The organism is Ruminococcus sp. AF20-12LB, assembly GCF_003478985.1.
Taxonomy (GTDB): Bacteria; Bacillota; Clostridia; order Lachnospirales; family Lachnospiraceae; genus Blautia_A.
Genome location: NZ_QUGH01000004.1, coordinates 133,392 through 152,359 on the forward strand (window position 1 = coordinate 133,392; position 18,968 = coordinate 152,359).

12 protein-coding genes and 1 riboswitch are annotated in these 18,968 nt (G+C 42.3%); all 12 genes read left to right on the forward strand.

What is annotated here, in order from left to right:
* Positions 1-142: 142 nt before the first annotated feature.
* The 12 genes from DWX61_RS06735 to DWX61_RS06790 all read left to right on the forward strand — a co-directional run bounded on the left by DWX61_RS06735 (position 143) and on the right by DWX61_RS06790 (position 18,960).
* Positions 143-1,345: an IS110 family RNA-guided transposase gene (locus DWX61_RS06735; protein WP_330674874.1), complete on the forward strand. Its 1,203-nt coding sequence runs from the start codon at positions 143-145 to the stop codon at positions 1,343-1,345.
* 575 nt (positions 1,346-1,920) lie between these two features.
* Positions 1,921-2,011, forward strand: a riboswitch (cyclic di-GMP riboswitch).
* A gap of 232 nt (positions 2,012-2,243) precedes the next feature.
* On the forward strand, positions 2,244-5,450 hold the full coding sequence (locus DWX61_RS06740; RefSeq protein WP_118624427.1) for a hybrid sensor histidine kinase/response regulator: 3,207 nt from the start codon (positions 2,244-2,246) through the stop codon (positions 5,448-5,450).
* 484 nt (positions 5,451-5,934) lie between these two features.
* Entirely contained in the window at positions 5,935-7,035 is a 1,101-nt protein-coding gene (locus DWX61_RS06745) for a glycerol dehydrogenase (RefSeq protein WP_118624429.1), read from the forward strand.
* Between the two features lie 160 nt (positions 7,036-7,195).
* A complete protein-coding gene (locus tag DWX61_RS19205) occupies positions 7,196-8,131 on the forward strand; it encodes a helix-turn-helix domain-containing protein (RefSeq protein WP_270427095.1) in 936 nt (311 codons plus the stop codon).
* 87 nt (positions 8,132-8,218) lie between these two features.
* Entirely contained in the window at positions 8,219-8,731 is a 513-nt protein-coding gene (locus DWX61_RS06755) for a DUF6106 family protein (RefSeq protein WP_118624431.1), read from the forward strand.
* Positions 8,732-9,050: 319 nt separating this feature from the next.
* Entirely contained in the window at positions 9,051-10,337 is a 1,287-nt protein-coding gene (locus DWX61_RS06760; RefSeq protein ID WP_118624433.1) for an ABC transporter substrate-binding protein, read from the forward strand.
* Positions 10,338-10,427: 90 nt separating this feature from the next.
* Positions 10,428-11,327 carry a carbohydrate ABC transporter permease gene (locus DWX61_RS06765; RefSeq protein WP_022426329.1) on the forward strand — a complete coding sequence of 300 codons (900 nt, stop codon included), beginning with the start codon at positions 10,428-10,430 and terminating at the stop codon, positions 11,325-11,327.
* The gene (locus DWX61_RS06770) at positions 11,320-12,150 is read left to right on the forward strand and encodes a carbohydrate ABC transporter permease (protein ID WP_182433958.1); all 831 of its coding nucleotides are present in this window, start codon (positions 11,320-11,322) and stop codon (positions 12,148-12,150) included. The genes DWX61_RS06765 and DWX61_RS06770 overlap by 8 nt, the downstream gene beginning before the upstream one ends.
* A 201-nt stretch (positions 12,151-12,351) precedes the next feature.
* Complete coding sequence (locus DWX61_RS06775; protein ID WP_118624435.1) at positions 12,352-14,376, forward strand: beta-galactosidase; 2,025 nt, start codon at positions 12,352-12,354, stop codon at positions 14,374-14,376.
* Between the two features lie 76 nt (positions 14,377-14,452).
* Complete coding sequence (locus DWX61_RS06780) at positions 14,453-15,568, forward strand: phosphotransferase enzyme family protein (protein ID WP_118624437.1); 1,116 nt, start codon at positions 14,453-14,455, stop codon at positions 15,566-15,568.
* A 32-nt stretch (positions 15,569-15,600) separates the two neighbouring features.
* Positions 15,601-17,763 (forward strand): 1,3-beta-galactosyl-N-acetylhexosamine phosphorylase, encoded by a 2,163-nt coding sequence (gene gnpA, locus DWX61_RS06785; protein WP_118624439.1) that lies wholly within the window; start codon positions 15,601-15,603, stop codon positions 17,761-17,763.
* A 336-nt stretch (positions 17,764-18,099) separates the two neighbouring features.
* Complete coding sequence (locus DWX61_RS06790) at positions 18,100-18,960, forward strand: alpha/beta hydrolase (RefSeq protein ID WP_118513351.1); 861 nt, start codon at positions 18,100-18,102, stop codon at positions 18,958-18,960.
* The last annotated feature ends 8 nt before the right edge of the window (positions 18,961-18,968 follow it).

The following is an 18,968-nucleotide window of genomic DNA, read 5'->3' on the forward strand; positions in this document are numbered from 1 at the left end:
TGATTGAGTTGCATCTTGGCGGATGTAAACAAAACAATCAAGCACTGGAGGTTCCAAATGAATTATACACAGAATGAAAAGATTGAGCAAGTAACAGATTCAACAATGGTTGTCGGAGTTGATATCGGAAGCCAGATACATTATGCAAGAGCTTTTGATAACAGAGGACGCGAACTTACAAAACGTATTTTTTTTTCATAACGATCTGGAAGGGTTCAATTTTTTCAACCTTTGGGTAGAGACACTTAAGACTGAGAATAAAAAGACTGCAGTTCTGATCGGCTGCGAGCCAACAGGTCATTACTGGTTTGCGTTTGCGAAGTATGTAAATGATCATCAGAAAAGATTAGTAATGGTCAATCCATTCTCGGTTAAGAAGATCAAGGAACTTGATGATAACAGTCCAAAGAAAACAGATTCAAAAGATCCAAAAACAATCGCAAAACTAGTTGTGGATGGGAGATATTCAATCCCATACATGCCAGAAGGCATTTATGCCGAAATAAGAGACCTGGTATACAGCCGTGACAGGATCATGAAGCAGCACAACATATCTGCAAACAGGATCCAGAGATGGCTTGCAATACATTTCCCGGAATATCTGGGATTATACACACGATTTGATGCAATAAGCGGCCTGGCAGTGCTTGAAAAAGCACCATTGCCAAAAGATGTGATCGCGCTTGGAGTAAATGGGATCCGAAAGATCTGGCATGATAAAAAGATGCGTGGCAGAGGAGTTACTGAAGATAGGGCAAAGACCCTGGTTGAAGCTGCGCACAACAGTGTTGGACTTGACGGAGGGATTGGAACAAAAAGTGAATTATATATGCTGCTTGAAGAGCATCGCTTATGGACTTCGCAGTTAGAATCCGTCAATAAAGTACTTGAGGAAATGATCCTAAAAGTACCACATGTGGAGAAGTTACTCGCCATTAAAGGAGTAGGGAGCATCACAATAGCAGGATTCATAGCTGAGGTAGGTGATATCAGACGCTTTGATTCACCGAAACAGATCCAGAAGTATGCAGGACTGGAACTGGTAGAAAACAGTTCAGGAAAGCATAAAGGAAGGACGAGGATCAGCAAACGCGGGAGAAGGAAACTCAGAAAGATCCTGTATCAGGTAAGGGTACCGCTGCTTGCAAGGAACAAGGAGTTCCGTGAAATCTATGATTACTATGTAACCCGTGTAAAGAATCCGCTGAAACGAAGGCAGGCAATGGTTGCCGTCAGCTGTAAGTTGATCCGAGTGTTTTATGCGGTATTAACGAAAGGTGTGGAGTATGACAGATTTAAAATGATGTCAGATATCCACCGAAAAAGCGACATAATAGCTGCCTGAGCAAAAAGTACTGTAAACAGGAAAGCGTCCGCCATCAATGGTGCTGTGAAACAGGAATGCAAAATATATAAGACAAAGTAGAGCCAGTAGCTGCATTGACATTTTCTATAGGGCAACGACCCTGCTAAAGGAGCATGAGCAGCACCCAACTATGGATAAGCAGAACGAAGGGATTTAGGATCCGTCAGAGGATGGTGATCCTGGTAGACATGAGAGGTTAGTTACTGTAGGTGGATTTAGGAAACAGGAAGGCCTTCATAAGAAGAAATAAAGACGTTTTATTTCTTGTACCTAAAATCATCAGAAATGGACTCCATGAAGTCACTTCATATCCAGAAAACTCTATTTTGGAGATATATGTAACTTATTAACTGTTCAGCAAAGTCAGTAAAATCAAGGATTTTTGTTGAACATGCACTAAAAAGAATAGAGAGGTTCTCACCCACTGCTTATTGCTTTTCGCAACCTCCACAGGGGAGTTACTTGATTCGGTTAAAATATATGTAAATTTTCCACCAAAATATTATTGACGTAAGAAAAACCACATGGTATTTTATTTTTGGAAAAAATGAAAATTATTTTAAAGGCAAACCTGTTGAAAGGCAGGGTCGCAAAGCCAGAAGGGACTAAAGTCAGAAAGCTTGACCATGTCAGCCGGTTGCCACTGTTTCCATATCATCATAATATATGGAAAAGATGTTTGAACAGAAGAGATTCCGATACCTTTTATACTATATAGATGTGTGATTTTAAAGAATATAGTAGGGACACTGGCAGATTTTGGCAGATGTCCTTTTTGTATGCAAAAATGGGTAACAAAACTAGCAGGGACAGGTTTTCTGTATACAGATAAAAGCAGGATGAAGAAGGCATAAGACGGAGAGAGGACTTTTATAAAATGAAAAATTATGAAGACAAAATATATTCCTTAGGTGAGACTGTAACGGGGCAGACACAGGCCATGTCACAGGCCGTACAGAAAACACTGGAAAATAATGGCGGGGTAGGTATAATGACAGGATCTTATGACCAAAACCTGTCTATTTTGTCTGTGGATAATCTGCTGTTGCATAGTACAGGATATACATTCGATACTTTCATGGAACAGACAAAAGGCTCATTGAGAAACTTCTTTTATGACGAGGAAGATATACTGGAGCGAGACCGTTTTTTGCAGCTTCACGGAACAGGGGAAGCACAGATCCTTGCAGCAGACGGTACAGTGAATAATGTACGGCTTTGTAAAGAGGATGCGACAGATGAGGCGGGCAGACAGATCTGGGTTATGTCCGTACAGGTCAACTGGGATCATATAAATTTGGCACTGCTCAATGAGGCTATCTGTTCCGGCTTCTGGTATTTTGACTGTGACGAAAACAGTGAGATTGTGAATGCAAACTGGAGTCATGAATTTCGAAAAATGCTTGGCTATCATGACACCCTGGACTTTCCGAATAAACTGGAATCCTGGTCAGATCTTCTGCATCCACAGGATAAAGAAAGAGTAATGGTGCAGCTTCAGGCGGCAATTAAGGATAAGACGAACCAGATAAAATACCAGGTAGAGTATCGTATGAGAATGAAGGATAATCAATACCAGTGGTTTCGGGCATCGGCAGAAGTAATACGCCGTCTGGATGGTTCTGCCAGCAGGATTGCCGGGATTTTTATTAACATTGATGGGGAGAAAAAAGAAATCATGCAGGCACAAAAATCTGCTGCTTTCCACCGGGCTTTTACGAAAGCAGATTTGTGCGAGTATTATGTGAATCTGGAAGCGAATACTTTTGATACCTTTAAGGTTGAACCGTCCCTGATGACCGTCTTTGAACAGAGTCATACGTGGGATGAATTGATCCGGCATTTTGTGGATTCCTATGTTGTGGAGACAGATAAGAAGGCGGTATCCTCTTTTTACGACCGTGGTTATATTGCAGAAAGGCTGAAGGGGCTGGAAACCGAATTGGCTTTAGAGTGCCGTATCACTCTGAATGGAGAAGAACGATGGGTCCGCAATGTGGTCATACGTGGCGAAATAGAGGATTCAGAATATGCCATGATCTTTCTGCGTGATATCACAGAGACAAAGGTAGAGAGCGCACGGCATCTGCAGATGGCAGCAGATAATGCTTCCATGGAGCAGCTGATCCAGAGCATAGTGCGTCTGGTTGACCGCTTTGTTGTCTGTGATCTGGAAAATGACAGATATGAATTCTACAATCTGAATGGACAGATGATATATAAACCTCTGGGATTTTATCATGATTTTCAGATGCAGGTTCTTGAAAAATATAAGACACTGGAACCATTGGAAGCTATAGATATCCTGATAGCCCCGGATAATATTCGGAAAAAACTGAAAAGTGAAAATGATATTTATAAGTTTGAGTATTGCAGCCTGGATGAAAAGACTTATAAAATCGCTTCTTATATTCCCTTGGAATGGAAGAATGGAAAGCTGGAAAAGGTATTGCTGGCATCCATGGATGTGACACAGGAGAAGAAAGCAGAGATTGAATCCCGTCAGGCACTGAAAGAGGCTTACCGGTCCGCAGAAAATGCAAATCGTGCGAAAACAGAATTCCTTTCCAATATGTCCCATGATATCCGGACACCAATGAATGCGATTGTGGGTCTGACAGCAATCGCAGGAGCAAATGTTGAGAGCCAGGACAGAGTCATTGAATGCCTCGGCAAGATCACAGAATCAAGCCGCCATCTGCTGGGGCTGATCAATGAAGTATTGGATATGGCACGCATTGAAAGTGGAAAAATGACACTGGCACAGGAAGATTTCAATCTGTCAGAGCTGGTAGATAATCTTATTACACTTACGAAACCGGTGCTTGATGAACATAAACATAATTTTGATATACACATCAATCATATTGAACATGAGGCTGTCTGTGGTGACAGCTTGAGGATTCAGCAGGTATTTGTGAATCTGATGAGTAATGCGATCAAGTATACACCGGATGGCGGGAATATTATTTTTTCCATAGAGGAAAAGCCAAATGGATTTTCAGAACTTGGATGCTATGAATTTACGATTGAGGATAATGGGATCGGTATGTCACCGGAATTCCAGAAAATCATGTTTGAGCCGTTCAGCCGCGCGGATGACCACCGGACAACCAGAGTCCAGGGAACTGGTCTGGGAATGGCAATCAGCAGAAATATTGTGAACCTGATGAATGGCACTATTAAAGTGGACAGTACCTTGCACAAGGGAACTAAAATCACAGTAACAATTTATCTGGAGCTTCAGGAAAAAGAAAAAGAACAGGACAGAGATCTGATGAATCTGCCGGTCCTGGTTGTGGATGATGATAGGACATGCTGTGAAAGTACAGTTGCAACATTAAAGGAAATCGGTATTATGGGTGAATGGGTTCTCTCTGGCAGGGAAGCAGTTGAGCGCTGTTATGCACGGCATGAGTTGAAAGATGATTACTTTGCTGTTATTTTAGACTGGAAGATGCCGGAGATGGATGGTATAGAAACTGCCAGACAGATCCGGAAACGGATAGGAAAAGAGCTCCCCATCATTGTACTGACATCCTATGAATTCAGCGAAATTGAAGAAGAAGCAAAGGCTGCAGGTGTAGATGCTTTTATTGCAAAACCGCTGTTCCGTTCCAGGCTGACGGCAACACTGCGGCAGTTTACTTCAGGAAGAAAAGAAAAAACAGCAAGAAATTATCTGGAGAAGCTGTCAGAATCAGACTACACGGGAAAAAGGATTCTGCTGGTTGAGGATAATGAGTTGAACAGAGAAATTGCTGGTGAAATTTTGCAGATGACAGGTGCAAAAGTGGAAACGGCAGAAAATGGGAAAATTGCAGTTGAAAAAGTGGAAGCTTCTCCGGAAGGATTGTATGATCTTGTTTTTATGGATATCCAAATGCCTGTCATGAATGGTTATGAGGCAACTGCAGCAATCAGGAGCCTTCCGGGTGAAAAGGGAAAACTGCCTATTGTTGCCATGACTGCCAATGCTTTTGCAGAAGATGTACAGCTGGCCAAAAATACAGGCATGAATGGACATATCGCGAAACCGCTGGATATGAATAAGCTGAATGATGTTCTGGAAAGCTGGCTGTAACTGATTTTCATGTGATCACAAAGTATATTACTAGGAACAGAGCAAACAGACAGAAAATTTTGAATCAGAATGAAGGATTTACAGTGAGTACTTCGTATGATTCCAGAAATAGCAGTTACAAGCGCCAATATACAGTAAAAGATGGAAAATTGCATATTCAGGAAGTATGCCAAATATCATAAAACACTGCACTTTGATCAAATCAATTAATTCCCCTGAAACATACCATGTTCCTTATATAGAAGTCGTAAGCTGTAAATTCCAAAACGATGCAAATTTGGGTGGCACTGCAATGTTTTCTGACATATGCAGGATAGTAGATTGACTGGGAGAAAAAGAAAATTGCTTAACAGCTTTTCAGATCAGGTGATGCTGTATAAATCCTCAAATACTCCTTGCAATAAAAAAATACAGCAATTATAATATAAATGCAAAAGCCGGATGCGGAGGCTGACTTCTGAAAACAAAGAAAGGAAATATAAAAATGGCGAAAATTTTAATCAGTCCGTCCAAATATTTACAGGGCGCGGGAGAAATGAAGAATCTTGGAACTTATGCTGCAAAGAGCGGAAAAAAAGCGTTGGTTCTGATCAGTAAAGGCGGATATAAAAGAATTGGTAAAACGATCGAAGAGAGCTTTGCTGAGAGTTCCTGTGAGGTGGTTTTTGATTATTTTAACGGAGAATGCTGCAACAGTGAGATCGATCGTCTGGTAAAGATCGTAAAAGATGAGCAGTGTGATCTTACCATTGGTATTGGTGGAGGAAAGATCTTTGATACAGCGAAGGCAGTTGCATATTATGCGGGAACACCGGTATTTATTTGTCCGACGATCGCATCTACAGATGCCCCTTGCAGTGCTTTGTCTGTTATTTATACAGAAGAAGGAGTTTTTGAAAAATATCTGTTTCTTCCGGCAAATCCGAATCTTGTTCTGATGGATACAGATATCATCGCCAAATCACCGGTTCGTCTTACTGTGGCTGGTATGGGAGATGCACTGGCAACATATTTTGAGGCAAGGGCATGCAAGAGAAGCGGAGCGACTTCCTGCGCGGGAGGTAAGACAACAGAGGCTGCCATGGCACTGGCTGAACTTTGCTTTAATACCTTGATGGATGAGGGTGTAAAAGCTAAGATAGCTCTGGAAGCAGGAGTATGCACACCGGCAGTTGAGAAAGTGATTGAGGCTAATACACTTCTTTCTGGAATTGGTTTTGAAAGTGCAGGACTTGCAGGTGCACATGCGATCCATAACGGATTTACTGTACTGGAAGAATGCCATCATATGTATCATGGAGAAAAAGTCGCATTCGGAACCATCACACAGCTGGTACTGGAGAATATTCCCCAGGAAGATCTGGAAGAGATCATCTTATGGTGCATTGAAGTAGGACTTCCTGTTACTCTGGCAGAGCTTGGAGCTGGGAAGGTAACTGATGAGCAGCTTATGGAAGTTGCTAGAACTGCATGTGCGGAGAATGATACACTTCACAACATGCCATTTGAAGTTACACCGGAAACTGTATTTGCAGCAATTAAAGCGGCAGATGCATATGGAAAATATTACCTGGACGAGGAATAAATAGATAAAAAGTAACTAGCTGATATAAATAAAATTGCAATCTGCAGAAACAAGAGTTATTAATTATTGTTATCCTGCAGGTTGCTTTTTTTTATGTATGGCTGTAATATAACAGAAAGATCAGTAAATATCGGAACAGAAAACATACGGAGGAATATCTGTGGCAAAAAAACGAAAACCCAAAATGGAGCTGCGATATTATAAGATGCCGGAGGGGAGTCCCATCCTTGCATTGCTCGGACAGAAGTGGGTCCAGAATTATGGGAACGATATCGATTATCTCCATTTTCATAATTATCTGGAAATCGGGTTCTGCTATGAAGGACAGGGATTTATGATACTGGGAGAGGATAAGGTACAGTTTCATGACCGGATATTTTCGGTGATCCCAGCCAATTATCCACATACCACAAACAGTGATATTGGAACTATCAGCCGCTGGGAGTATCTTTTTATTGATGTAGAAGGATTCCTGGATAAATTTATTAATAATTCAGTAAAAAGAGAAAAAATCGTTCAGCGGATCAACTCCAGATCGCTTTTTCTGAATGAAAAAGAAAACCGATCCATGGCAGGTAAGATCCTTAAGATTCTGGATATCATGCGGTATGGAGAGGAATTTTATCTGGAAGAAGCTAAGGGAGTTTTGGCATCGCTTCTTGTGGAAATCGCAAGGATAAACCGGGATTCAGGCGAAGAACGTTACAGCGAAGGCAGAGGGAAAGTCATGGATATGATCTCCAGGTCCCAGGATTATATTTCTGATCATTACATGGAGGATATTCGTATTGACGAACTGGCAGAATACTGTCATATCAGTGAAACTCATTTGCGCCGGATATTTACGACTTACATGAAGATGAGCCCGCTGGAATATATCAATACGATCCGTATTCAGGCGGCCTGTGATTATCTGAAAAAAACAGATCAGCCAATTGCAGATATAGCACATAAGTGTGGTTTTACCACCAATTCCACATTTAACCGGAATTTTCGCCAGGTTACGGGAATGACACCTCTGGAGTGGAGAAAACGTCCGGAGAACTATGAACAGCAGCTTCTTAAGTTTGACATCCATTCAGAGGAAGGCTGGTAAAACAACAAAACCAGATCTGTGGATCTGACACGACAGAATAGAAATATCAGACTGTATGCGGAGCAGGCAGATAGAAAGAGGTAAGAAATGTACGATTACAGGATTGTGGAGCAGGTCTCCAGAAAAAAGAAACATATGTCAGGAGCTCTCAGAAAAGTAATGGTGATCTTTGCGGCAATTTTTGTACTGATGGGTATCACGATCTCTCAGGCATTCATGCTTCCGGGATTTCTTCTGGCATTGCTTTATTTTGTTTATGACATATTCAGCCAGAGAGACTATGAATATACCCTGGAAAACGGACAACTGACTATAGATGTGATCTATGGCAAAAAATATCGCAAAACAGCTCACGTGCTGAATCTTGAGGAAATGGAAGTGACCGTACCTCACTATCATGAAAAAGTGGCAAAATATAAAAAGAATACCGGAACGGAGAAACTGAAAAAATACGATTATACTTCTTATGAAGATGATGTACCTTACTATACAATGATCATCCGGGAAAATGGACGCAAAATAAAACTTCTTCTTGATCTGACGGAGGAAATGCTGCATACGATGAAAACACAGTTTCCTGAAAAGGTTTATTTTGCATAATACATTCAAATGTTTGTGAAAAATGTATGAAAAACAATATGAAATTTTATGAAATAGAAACAAAAACCTTCTTTTTTGACGAAAAATGTTCGTATAATGTCGAAAAAGGAGGCTTTTTTTTACGTTCTGACGAACGCGAAAAGAGATAATCCTCAAAGGGCATATTTTTTATGGAAATACAGCGTGATAATAGTGCATAATCAATAAAATGGTTGAAATTGCATATTATATGAACGGTTCTGCAAACTATGGCCGGAATGCGGATGCTATAATCTACTCATAAGCAAACGGGAAATGCTTAATAAAGGAGGAAAAGTAAATGAAGAAAAAATTACTCGCAGTGTTAATGACAGGTATCATGGCAATGTCTTTTGTTGCAACAACTACAGCAGTATATGCAAAAGGTGATGATAACACACTGACCGTATGGGCATGGGATCAGAACTTCAACATCAAGGCTATGAATATTGCAGGTGAGCAGTATGCAAAGGATCACGAGGGATTCAAGGTTGATGTGGTTGAGACATCTTCCGACGACTGCCAGACCAAACTTACAACAGCAGCAAACGCTGGAGATTACAGCACACTTCCGGACATTGTTCTGATGCAGGACAACAGCTATCAGAAATATCTGAAGAGTTATCCGGATGCCTTCACAGATCTGAAGGATATGGATATCAACTGGGATGATTTCGGAAAACTGAAACAGTCCTACTCCATGGTAGATGACACACATTACGGAGTTCCGTTTGATAACGGTGCAGCAATTGCCTGCTATCGTACAGATATCCTGGAAGAAGCAGGATATACCATTGATGATCTTACAGATATCACATGGAGCAAATTCATGGAGATCGGAAAAGACGTTCACGAAAAAACAGGTAAATATCTCCTTACAAGTGAAGCAACAGGTGGCGATACTCTGATGATGATGATCCAGTCCTGTGGAGCAAACTTCGTAAATGATGACGGAGAGGCTTATATCGTTGGCAACGATGCAGCAGAGAAATGCGTAGATCTTTATGTGGATCTTGTAAAGAACAATGTTGTTAAATTAGTAAATAACTGGGATGAGTACATCTCCACGATCACAGGCGGAGAGGCTGCCGGTATCGTTAACGGTAACTGGATCACAGCTACACTGATGGGAACAGAGGATCAAAAGGGTCTGTGGCAGATCACAACAATGCCGAAGGTCGATGGCGTTGATACAGCTACAAATTATGCAAACAATGGCGGATCTTCCTGGTACATTACATCCAACTGCAAGAATGTAGAGCTTGCTGAGGACTTCCTTGCAAGCACATTTGGTTCCAGCACAGACTTCTATGATGCAATCCTTCCGGAAACAGGTGCAATTTCCTGCTACCTGCCGGCTGGTGAGTCTGAGGTTTACAATGAGCCAAGCGAGTTCTTCAATAACCAGCCGATCTTCTCAACAATTGTAGAGTACTCTTCACACATTCCGGAATTTACAAAAACTCCGTACCACTATGAGGCAAGAGAGTGCATCAACACAGCTGTTGTCAATATCGTAAATGGCACAGACAAAGAATCTGCACTTCAGGAAGCACAGGATACACTGGCATTCAAGATGACAGAGTAAAGCTGAAATATTAAAGAAATACAAAGCAGGGGACTGCATGCAGTCCCTTGTCTTATGTAAAGGTTTAGATGTTTGAAAGGAGGAGTTCCTGTGAATTCCAAAAAAAGTGGCATGTCTCTGGTAGCGAAACAGAGAGCGGCAGGCTGGATCTTTCTGGCACCGGCAACGATCATGATCGCTGTCATGAGTTTTTATCCGATGATCCGTGCATTTATCATTTCTTTACAGACAGGTGCCGGAGCAAACATGAGGTTTGCGGATCCGATCTTCAGTAACTATAAACGTATCATGATGGATAAGGTATTCCAGCAGTCCATCGTCAATACTTTCCTGTATCTTATTATTCAGGTACCGATCATGCTGGTCCTTGCGATCCTGCTTGCACAGCTTCTGAATAACAAGGATCTGAAATTTAAAGGCTTTTTCCGTACATGTGTATTTCTTCCATGTGCAACATCTCTTGTATCTTATTCTCTGATCTTCCGTTCTATGTTTGCAACAGACGGTCTGATCAACAGCATCCTGATCAAACTTGGAATTTTAACAACTGGCTATAACTTCCTGGGTAACTCCACAAGTGCAAAGATCGTGATCATCATCGCACTGATCTGGAGATGGACAGGATATAACATGGTGTTCTATCTGGCAGGTCTTCAGAATATTGAATATTCTGTATACGAGGCAGCAAAGATCGATGGTGCCAATGGCTGGAAGACCTTCTGGAAAATTACCGTACCACTTCTGAAACCGACAATTATCATGACATTTATTATGTCGATCAATGGTACACTGCAGTTGTTTGATGAGTCTGTCAACCTGACAAAAGGTGGCCCGGCGAACTCAACCATCACAATGTCCCATTATGTTTATAATACATGCTTCATCAACGTGCCAAACTTCGGATATGCGGCAGCAATGTCATTTATCATATTTATCATGGTAGCGATCCTGGCCTTTATCAATTTGAAAGTAGGTGATACACGTGACTGAGAAAAAGAATAAATCCGCAATTCAGAGAAGATTGATCCCTACATATATTTTTCTGATCATCGTATCATTTATCTCTGTATTTCCACTGTACTGGATGATCTCTGCGGCAACCAATACATCCACAGATGTATCCAGAGGCCGTATCCTTCCGGGTACATATTTTATGCAGAACTTTAAAAACCTGACTGCACAGCAGCCGCTGTGGAGAGCTCTTGGAAACTCTCTGTTTTATGCAGTTCTTACTACAGTGATCTGCCTTCTGATCTGTTCTATCGCAGGTTATGGCTTTGAGGTATATCATGACAGATGGAAAGACAGACTGTTTTCCACCCTGCTTCTTGCAATGATGGTTCCGCAGGTTGCAACGATGGTTCCTTTATTTAAGATGTTTTCCAAAGCAGGACTCTTAAATACAGCGGTAGGTTTTATTCTCCCGATCATCTCCACACCATTTATGATCATGATGTTCCGCCAGAATGCCAGAGCATTTCCTGTTGATATCATTGAAGCAGCACGTATTGACGGATTAAGCGAGGTAAGGATCTTTTTCCAGATGTTTATCCCGACTATGAAATCTACTTATGCAGCGGCAGCAGTTATCACATTTATGAATGCATGGAATTCTTATCTGTGGCCGAAGGTAATCATGACAGATAATAAGGCGATGACAATGCCGATGCTGATCGCCAATCTGATCACAGGATATGTAACAGATTACGGTATGCTGATGTGCGGTGTATTATTCTGTTCCATTCCGACTATGATTGTATTCTTTGTATTGCAGAAACAGTTTGCGGAGGGTATTACGGGAGCTGTAAAATAATCTTAACCGAATGTGGATTGCGAATACCCGCTTGACACAAAAAGGATGCTGCTGAAATCTTTAGGTATATTGTATAATATGCTTTAACTGGATTATGTAGCATCCTTTTCTTAACCAGAGCAGTTGTCTGGGATAAAGCTTCGCAGCGCAGCGGATGCTTTTGTCCGCTTGATGCGAATCAAATTATAAGGAGATAAAAAAATGGCAGAGCAGATCAGATATGACCATTATCTGCACGGCGGCGATTACAACCCTGAGCAGTGGCTGGACAGACCGGATATTCTGAAAAAAGATATCGAATATTTCAAAAAAGCCCATATCAATACCGTTTCCATGGGAATGTTTTCCTGGGCAGTGCTGGAGCCGGAAGAGGGAAGATATAATTTTGACTGGCTGGAAGAGGTGATCGATAATCTGTATAAAGAAGGAATTTATACGATACTTTCCACACCATCCGGAGCAAGACCGAAATGGATGGCAGATAAATACGAAGAAGTTCTTCGCATGGATTCGGACCGCACAAGAAGATTTTTCGGTGGAAGACATAATCACTGTTATACTTCTCCGGTATACAGGGAAAAAGTCTACAATATTAATAAGAAGCTTTCTGAACGTTTCGGAAAACATCCCGCAGTGCTTTTGTGGCATATTTCTAATGAATATGGCGGAGAATGCCACTGTCCTCTGTGCCAGGAAAAATTCCGGGAATGGCTGAAAGAAAAATACGGAACCATCGAAAATTTAAATTCCAGATGGTGCACAACATTCTGGAGCCATACCTATAACAGCTTTGATCAGATCGAAAGTCCTTCGCCAAAAGGGGAAAATGCTCTTCATGCACTTACCCTGGACTGGAAACGTTTTGTTACAGACAGGACTGTGGATTTTATGAAGCATGAAATTTCTGCGATCCGTGCAGGTGGTTCCGAGCTTCCGGCAACCGCCAATCTGATGTATGACTACAACGGACTGGACTATAAAAAATTTAAGGATGTTATGGATATTGCATCCTGGGATAATTACCCAAGCTGGCATAAAAAAGACAATTATACCACAGCGTTGGACGGAGCCATGCAGCATGATCTTATGCGAAGCATCAAGAAAGCACCGTTTCTTCTGATGGAATCCTGTCCCTCTGCGACCAACTGGAAGCCTGTCAACAAGCTGAAAAAACCAGGAATACATCTGGCTGCTTCTTTGCAGGCAGTTGCTCATGGTTCAGACAGTGTTCTGTATTTCCAGCTTCGTCAGAGTCAGGGAGCCTCTGAGAAATTCCATGGTGCGGTGATCGATCACTACGGTGGGGATGATACCCGTATTTTCCGCGAAGTGACAGAGGTAGGAGAAGCGTTGGAGCAGATCCGGGAAACTGCTGGAAGCGTGACGAAGTCTCCGGTGGCTGTTCTCTATGACAGGGAAAATGACTGGGCGCTGAAGGATGCGCAGGGACCTCGAAACGAGGATATGCATTATCAGGAAAATGTGCAGAAACAATATCGTGCCCTCCGAAGAAAAGGCTATAATACAGACATCATCAATATGGAACATGATCTGTCCCAGTACCGTCTGTTAACGGTACCGATGGCCTACATGTTTTATCACGGATATGCCGAAAAGCTACGCACTTTTGCAAAAAATGGTGGTACTCTGGTACTTTCCTACTGGTCAGGAATTGTAGATGAAACAGATAAATGCTATCTTGAGGGAACCCCTCACGGACTGATGGAGGCAGCCGGTATCCGTACGGAAGAGATCGATGCACTTTATGACTGGGAAGAAAACGTAGGTGTTCCGGAAACAGGAAATCATCTCAGACTTACAGAAAGCTATACCTGTAAAAATCTCTGCGAGCTTGCAAAGGTTTCCGATGCGGAAGTGCTGCTGCGTTATGGAAGGGATTTCTATCAGGGGTATCCGGTGCTGACTCACAAGAAATACGGAAAGGGCCATGTTTATTATGTGGCGGCAGATATGGAAGCGGCTTTTTATGAGGACTTTCTGGGAAGGGCAGCAGAGGAAGCAGGCGTGAAGATGCCGATTACATTTATACCGGAATGTATTTCTGTGACAACCAGAGAAAATGAGGATACGGAATATCTGTTTATCCAGAACTTCGGAGAAAAGACAGAAACAGTTTCTGTTCCGGGGGATTACGAAGTTCTCTATGGATCATCGGATGAAAATGTGGCTCCGCTTGCCACCAGGATCTTAAAGCGGAAAAAATGATCACAGCAAAAAGTATAAAGCATATTTGTTTTCGGACGGTATGCTTTTTACTGTTGTCTGGGAAAGAGAAGGTAAAATGAAAGGTACAGCAAAAGAAGAGATAAAAAGAATAGCGGATCAGTTTGCATTTACAGGAGAACTGGTTTCGTGCGGCCCTTGCGGAAGCGGGCATATTAACGGAACCTATATGCTAAGATATCGGATCGGAGAGATGGGGTCCATTAAGGTGATCCTTCAGAAGATCAATCGGGAAATCTTTCGGAAACCGGAAGAACTGATGGAGAACATTGCCGGAGTCACTGGGCATCTGAAAAAGAAAGTTCTTCAGAAGGGAGGAGATCCGGAACGGGAGGTTCTGAACCTGATTCCAACGAAAGAAGGGAAGGCATTCTTGACAGATGAAAACGGAGAATGCTGGAGAGCTTATATTTTTATTACCGATGCAGTAAGCTATGATCTGGCGGAAAAACCGGAGGATTTTTATGAAAGTGCAGTTGCATTTGGAAAATTCCAGGAAATGCTGGCAGATTATCCGGCAGAGACTCTGCATGAAACGATAAAGGATTTTCATGATACAAAGAAACGTTTTCAGACTTTGAAAAATGCCATAGAGAAGGACAGCTGCCATCGTGCCGAATCTGTAAAAGAAGAGATTGCATTTGCGCTTCAGCATGAGTACCTGGCAAATGTATTCGGTGAGCTTCTGGCAAAAGGTGAGGTGCCCCTTCGGGTAACGCACAACGATACGAAGCTGAATAACGTTATGATCGATCTGGAAACAGGAAAGGGAATCTGTGTAGTGGATCTGGACACGGTTATGCCGGGACTTGCCATGAATGATTTTGGGGATTCCATTCGTTTCGGGGCCAGCACTGCATTGGAGGATGAGAAAGATTTAAGCAAAGTATCCTGTGATATGGAACTCTATGAAATTTATGTAAAAGGCTTTCTGGAAAGCTGTGGAGATAAGCTTAGTGCAAAAGAGATCGAAATGCTTCCCATGGGAGCTAAGGTGATGACCTATGAATGCGGCATTCGCTTTCTTACTGATTATCTGGAGGGAGATCATTATTTTAAAATCGACCGGGAAGAACATAATCTGGACCGCTGCCGCACACAGTTTAAATTGGTGGCAGATATGGAACAGAAATGGGACACTATGCAGACGATCGTGAAAAAATATCAGAAATAAAAAACAGAGGTTTTTACAATGGAGGTAAAGCGATGAGCGAAACAAAAGGAAGAGTGACTATTCCGACAGATCTGGATGTGATTCCGGAGACACTGAAAATGCTGGACGAATGGGGGGCAGATGCCATCCGTGACTGTGATGGAACAGAATTTCCGGCAGAGCTGAAGAAAACCGGCGCAAAGATTTATGCAACTTATTATACCACCAGAAAGGATAATGCCTGGGCAAAGGCTCATCCGGAAGAAATCCAGCAGATGTATATCATGACATCTTTTCACACGGCAGTGTCGGATACTCTGGAGATCCATCTGATGGATCATCTGTATCCGGATATGCTGGCGGTGAATACAAGAGATGATATCAGAAGATGGTGGGAAGTCATTGATCGGACTACCGGGGAAGTTGTCAGTACAGAGGAATGGTCATACGATGAAAAAAACGGAAATGTTGTGATCAGACCGGCGAAAGGGTTTCATGAGTATACGGTAAGCTTTCTTGCATATATCATGTGGGATCCGGTACATATGTATAATGCAGTTGTCAATGACTGGAAGGATGTAGAGCCTCAGATCACTTTTGATGTGCGTCAGCCTGCAACACGTGCGCATTCTATGGATCGCCTCCGCAGATTTCTGGATTCCCATGATTATGTGAATGTAGTACGATTTACTACCTTTTTTCACCAGTTCACACTGATTTTTGATGAGATGGCACGGGAAAAATATGTAGACTGGTTCGGATATTCCGCTTCGGTGAGTCCATATATCCTGGAACAGTTTGAGCAGGAAGTGGGATATAAGTTCCGTCCGGAGTTTATCATTGATCAGGGATACATGAACAACACTTATCGGATCCCATCAAAAGAATTTAAAGATTTCCAGGCTTTTCAGAGACGGGAAGTGGCGAAGCTTGCAAAGGAAATGGTAGACATTGTTCATGAATATGGAAAAGAAGCCATGATGTTCATGGGCGATCACTGGATCGGAATGGAGCCCTTTATGGATGAGTTTGCTTCCATCGGGCTGGATGCGGTAGTGGGAAGCGTTGGAAACGGTGCGACCTTACGTTTGTTCAGTGATATTAAACATGTAAAATATACGGAGGGAAGATTTCTGCCGTACTTTTTCCCGGATACCTTCCATGAGGGAGGGGATCCTGTAAAAGAGGCAAAAGTAAACTGGGTGACTGCAAGAAGAGCCATCCTTCGAAGCCCGATCCAGAGGATTGGATATGGCGGTTATCTGAAGCTGGCTCTGGAATTTCCGGATTTTGTACAGTATATCAAGGAAGTCTGCCAGGAATTCCGTGTGCTCTACGACAACATCCGGGGAACCACACCGTACTGCGTAAAACGTGTGGCAGTTTTAAATTGCTGGGGAAAAATGCGCTCCTGGGGAAACCATATGGTACATCATGCCATCTATTACAAGCAGAATTATTCCTATTTCGGAATCATCGAGGCATTAAGTGGTGCGCCTTTTGATGTGTCCTTTATCAGCTTTGATGACATCCGTCAGGATAAAGATCTGCTGAATGATTTTGATGTGATCATCAATGTAGGTGATGCGGACACTGCGCAGTCCGGTGGCGAGAACTGGGCAGATCCGAAGATTCTTACAGCTGTGCGGAAATTTGTCTATAATGGAGGCGGATTCATTGGAGTGGGCGAGCCAGCGGCTCATCAGTGGCAGGGAAAATTCTTCCAGCTGGATGATATTCTTGGTGTAGAGGAAGAAAGAGGATTTAATCTTAATACAGATAAATACAACTGGGAAGAGCATAAAGATCATTTTATCCTGGAGGATACAGACGAAACTGTAGATTTCGGTGAGGGGAAAAAGAATATCTTCGCACTTCCGGATACAAAGATTCTTATCCAGAAGAATCAGGAAGTCCAGATGGCAGTAAAAACCTTCGGAAAAGGCAGAGGTGTTTACATCAGCGGACTTCCGTACAGCTTCTGCAACAGTCGTATCCTTTATCGTGCGGTGCTCTGGTCAGCCGCAGCAGAAAATGAGCTTTTCTGCTGGTTTTCTTCCAATTATAATGTGGAAGTACATGCTTATGTGAAAAATAAAAAGTATTGTGTGGTAAACAACACCTATGAGCCACAGGATACTACGGTTTACACAGGGGATGGAAAGAGCTTTGACCTTCATCTGGAAGCTAATGAGATTCGTTGGTATCAGATCTGAGAAAGCAGGATACAGGTTTACTGATAAAGAAAAGCTGTGAAATTGTCTGAGGGCGTTGACAGAGAAAAAACTTATAATATAATAAATCCATTCCAAAAGTAGGAAAACAAAGCTGTTACAATAGAGAAAATCTATTATAGCAGCTTTTTGTTATTGCTGACAAACAATTTTACTTACAAAGAGGAGGGATTTATGAACAAAAAGATCAAAACCCTGTTTTGCAGAAAAAGAGTGCTTTTTCTCCGAAAAATAAAAGCAGAAAAAGCAGTGTTGTGATAAAATAAAAGAAAAATATTTCAAAGATAAAATGATCAGAAGAAAAGAGGAAAATAGATTATGACAAAAGCAGAAAAAAAGACACTGAAGCTTCCGGCAGAGAAGCCTCAGTATATTACAGTAAATGATATTACTTACGCACAGGTGGATTACTGGTTCGGACATTGCAGGCGGGATCTGAAACTGGATATAATCTACCCGGAAACAAAAGATGGAAAAACTTATCCCTGCATCCTCTGGATCTGCGGAGGTGCATGGCTGATGATGGATAAATCCGCACATAATCTTTATCTGAGCAGACTGGCATCGGATGGATTTGTAGTGGCAAGTGTGGAGTATCGTACTTCCAATCAGGGCCCGTATCCGATGCCGCTGCAGGATGTAAAGGCAGCCATCCGCTATCTGAAGGCTCATGCAGACCGGTTCCGCATCAACAAAGAGCAGATAGGAGTTATGGGAGAGTCTGCCGGAGGATATCTTACATGTATGGCTGCGCTGGACAATGATCCGGCTCTGGATGTGGGAGAGTACCTGGAAGAATCCAGCAAGGTACAGGCTGCCTGCCCATGGTATCCGCCTACGGATCTTTCCGCATTTCCGTGTGAATCTGCAGAAAAATGTGCTTCTTCCGCAGAATCCCTTCTGCTTGGATTTAATTCTATGTTAAATAAAGAAATGGCATACCAGAGCAGTCCGGTTTCCAAGGTTACGAAGGATGCACCGCCATTTATGATCATTCATGGCAACTGCGATCAGGTCGTTCCTTATGTTCAGTCGGAAACTTTATATGTCCTTCTTGAAGAAAATGGCTGTGATGTCACTTTGCTGACACTGGATGGTGCAGACCATGCAGATATCCAGTTTTTTCAGGATGAGGTATGGAACCGGATTGCGGAATTTTTCCGTGAAAAACTGAAATAAATAAAAGA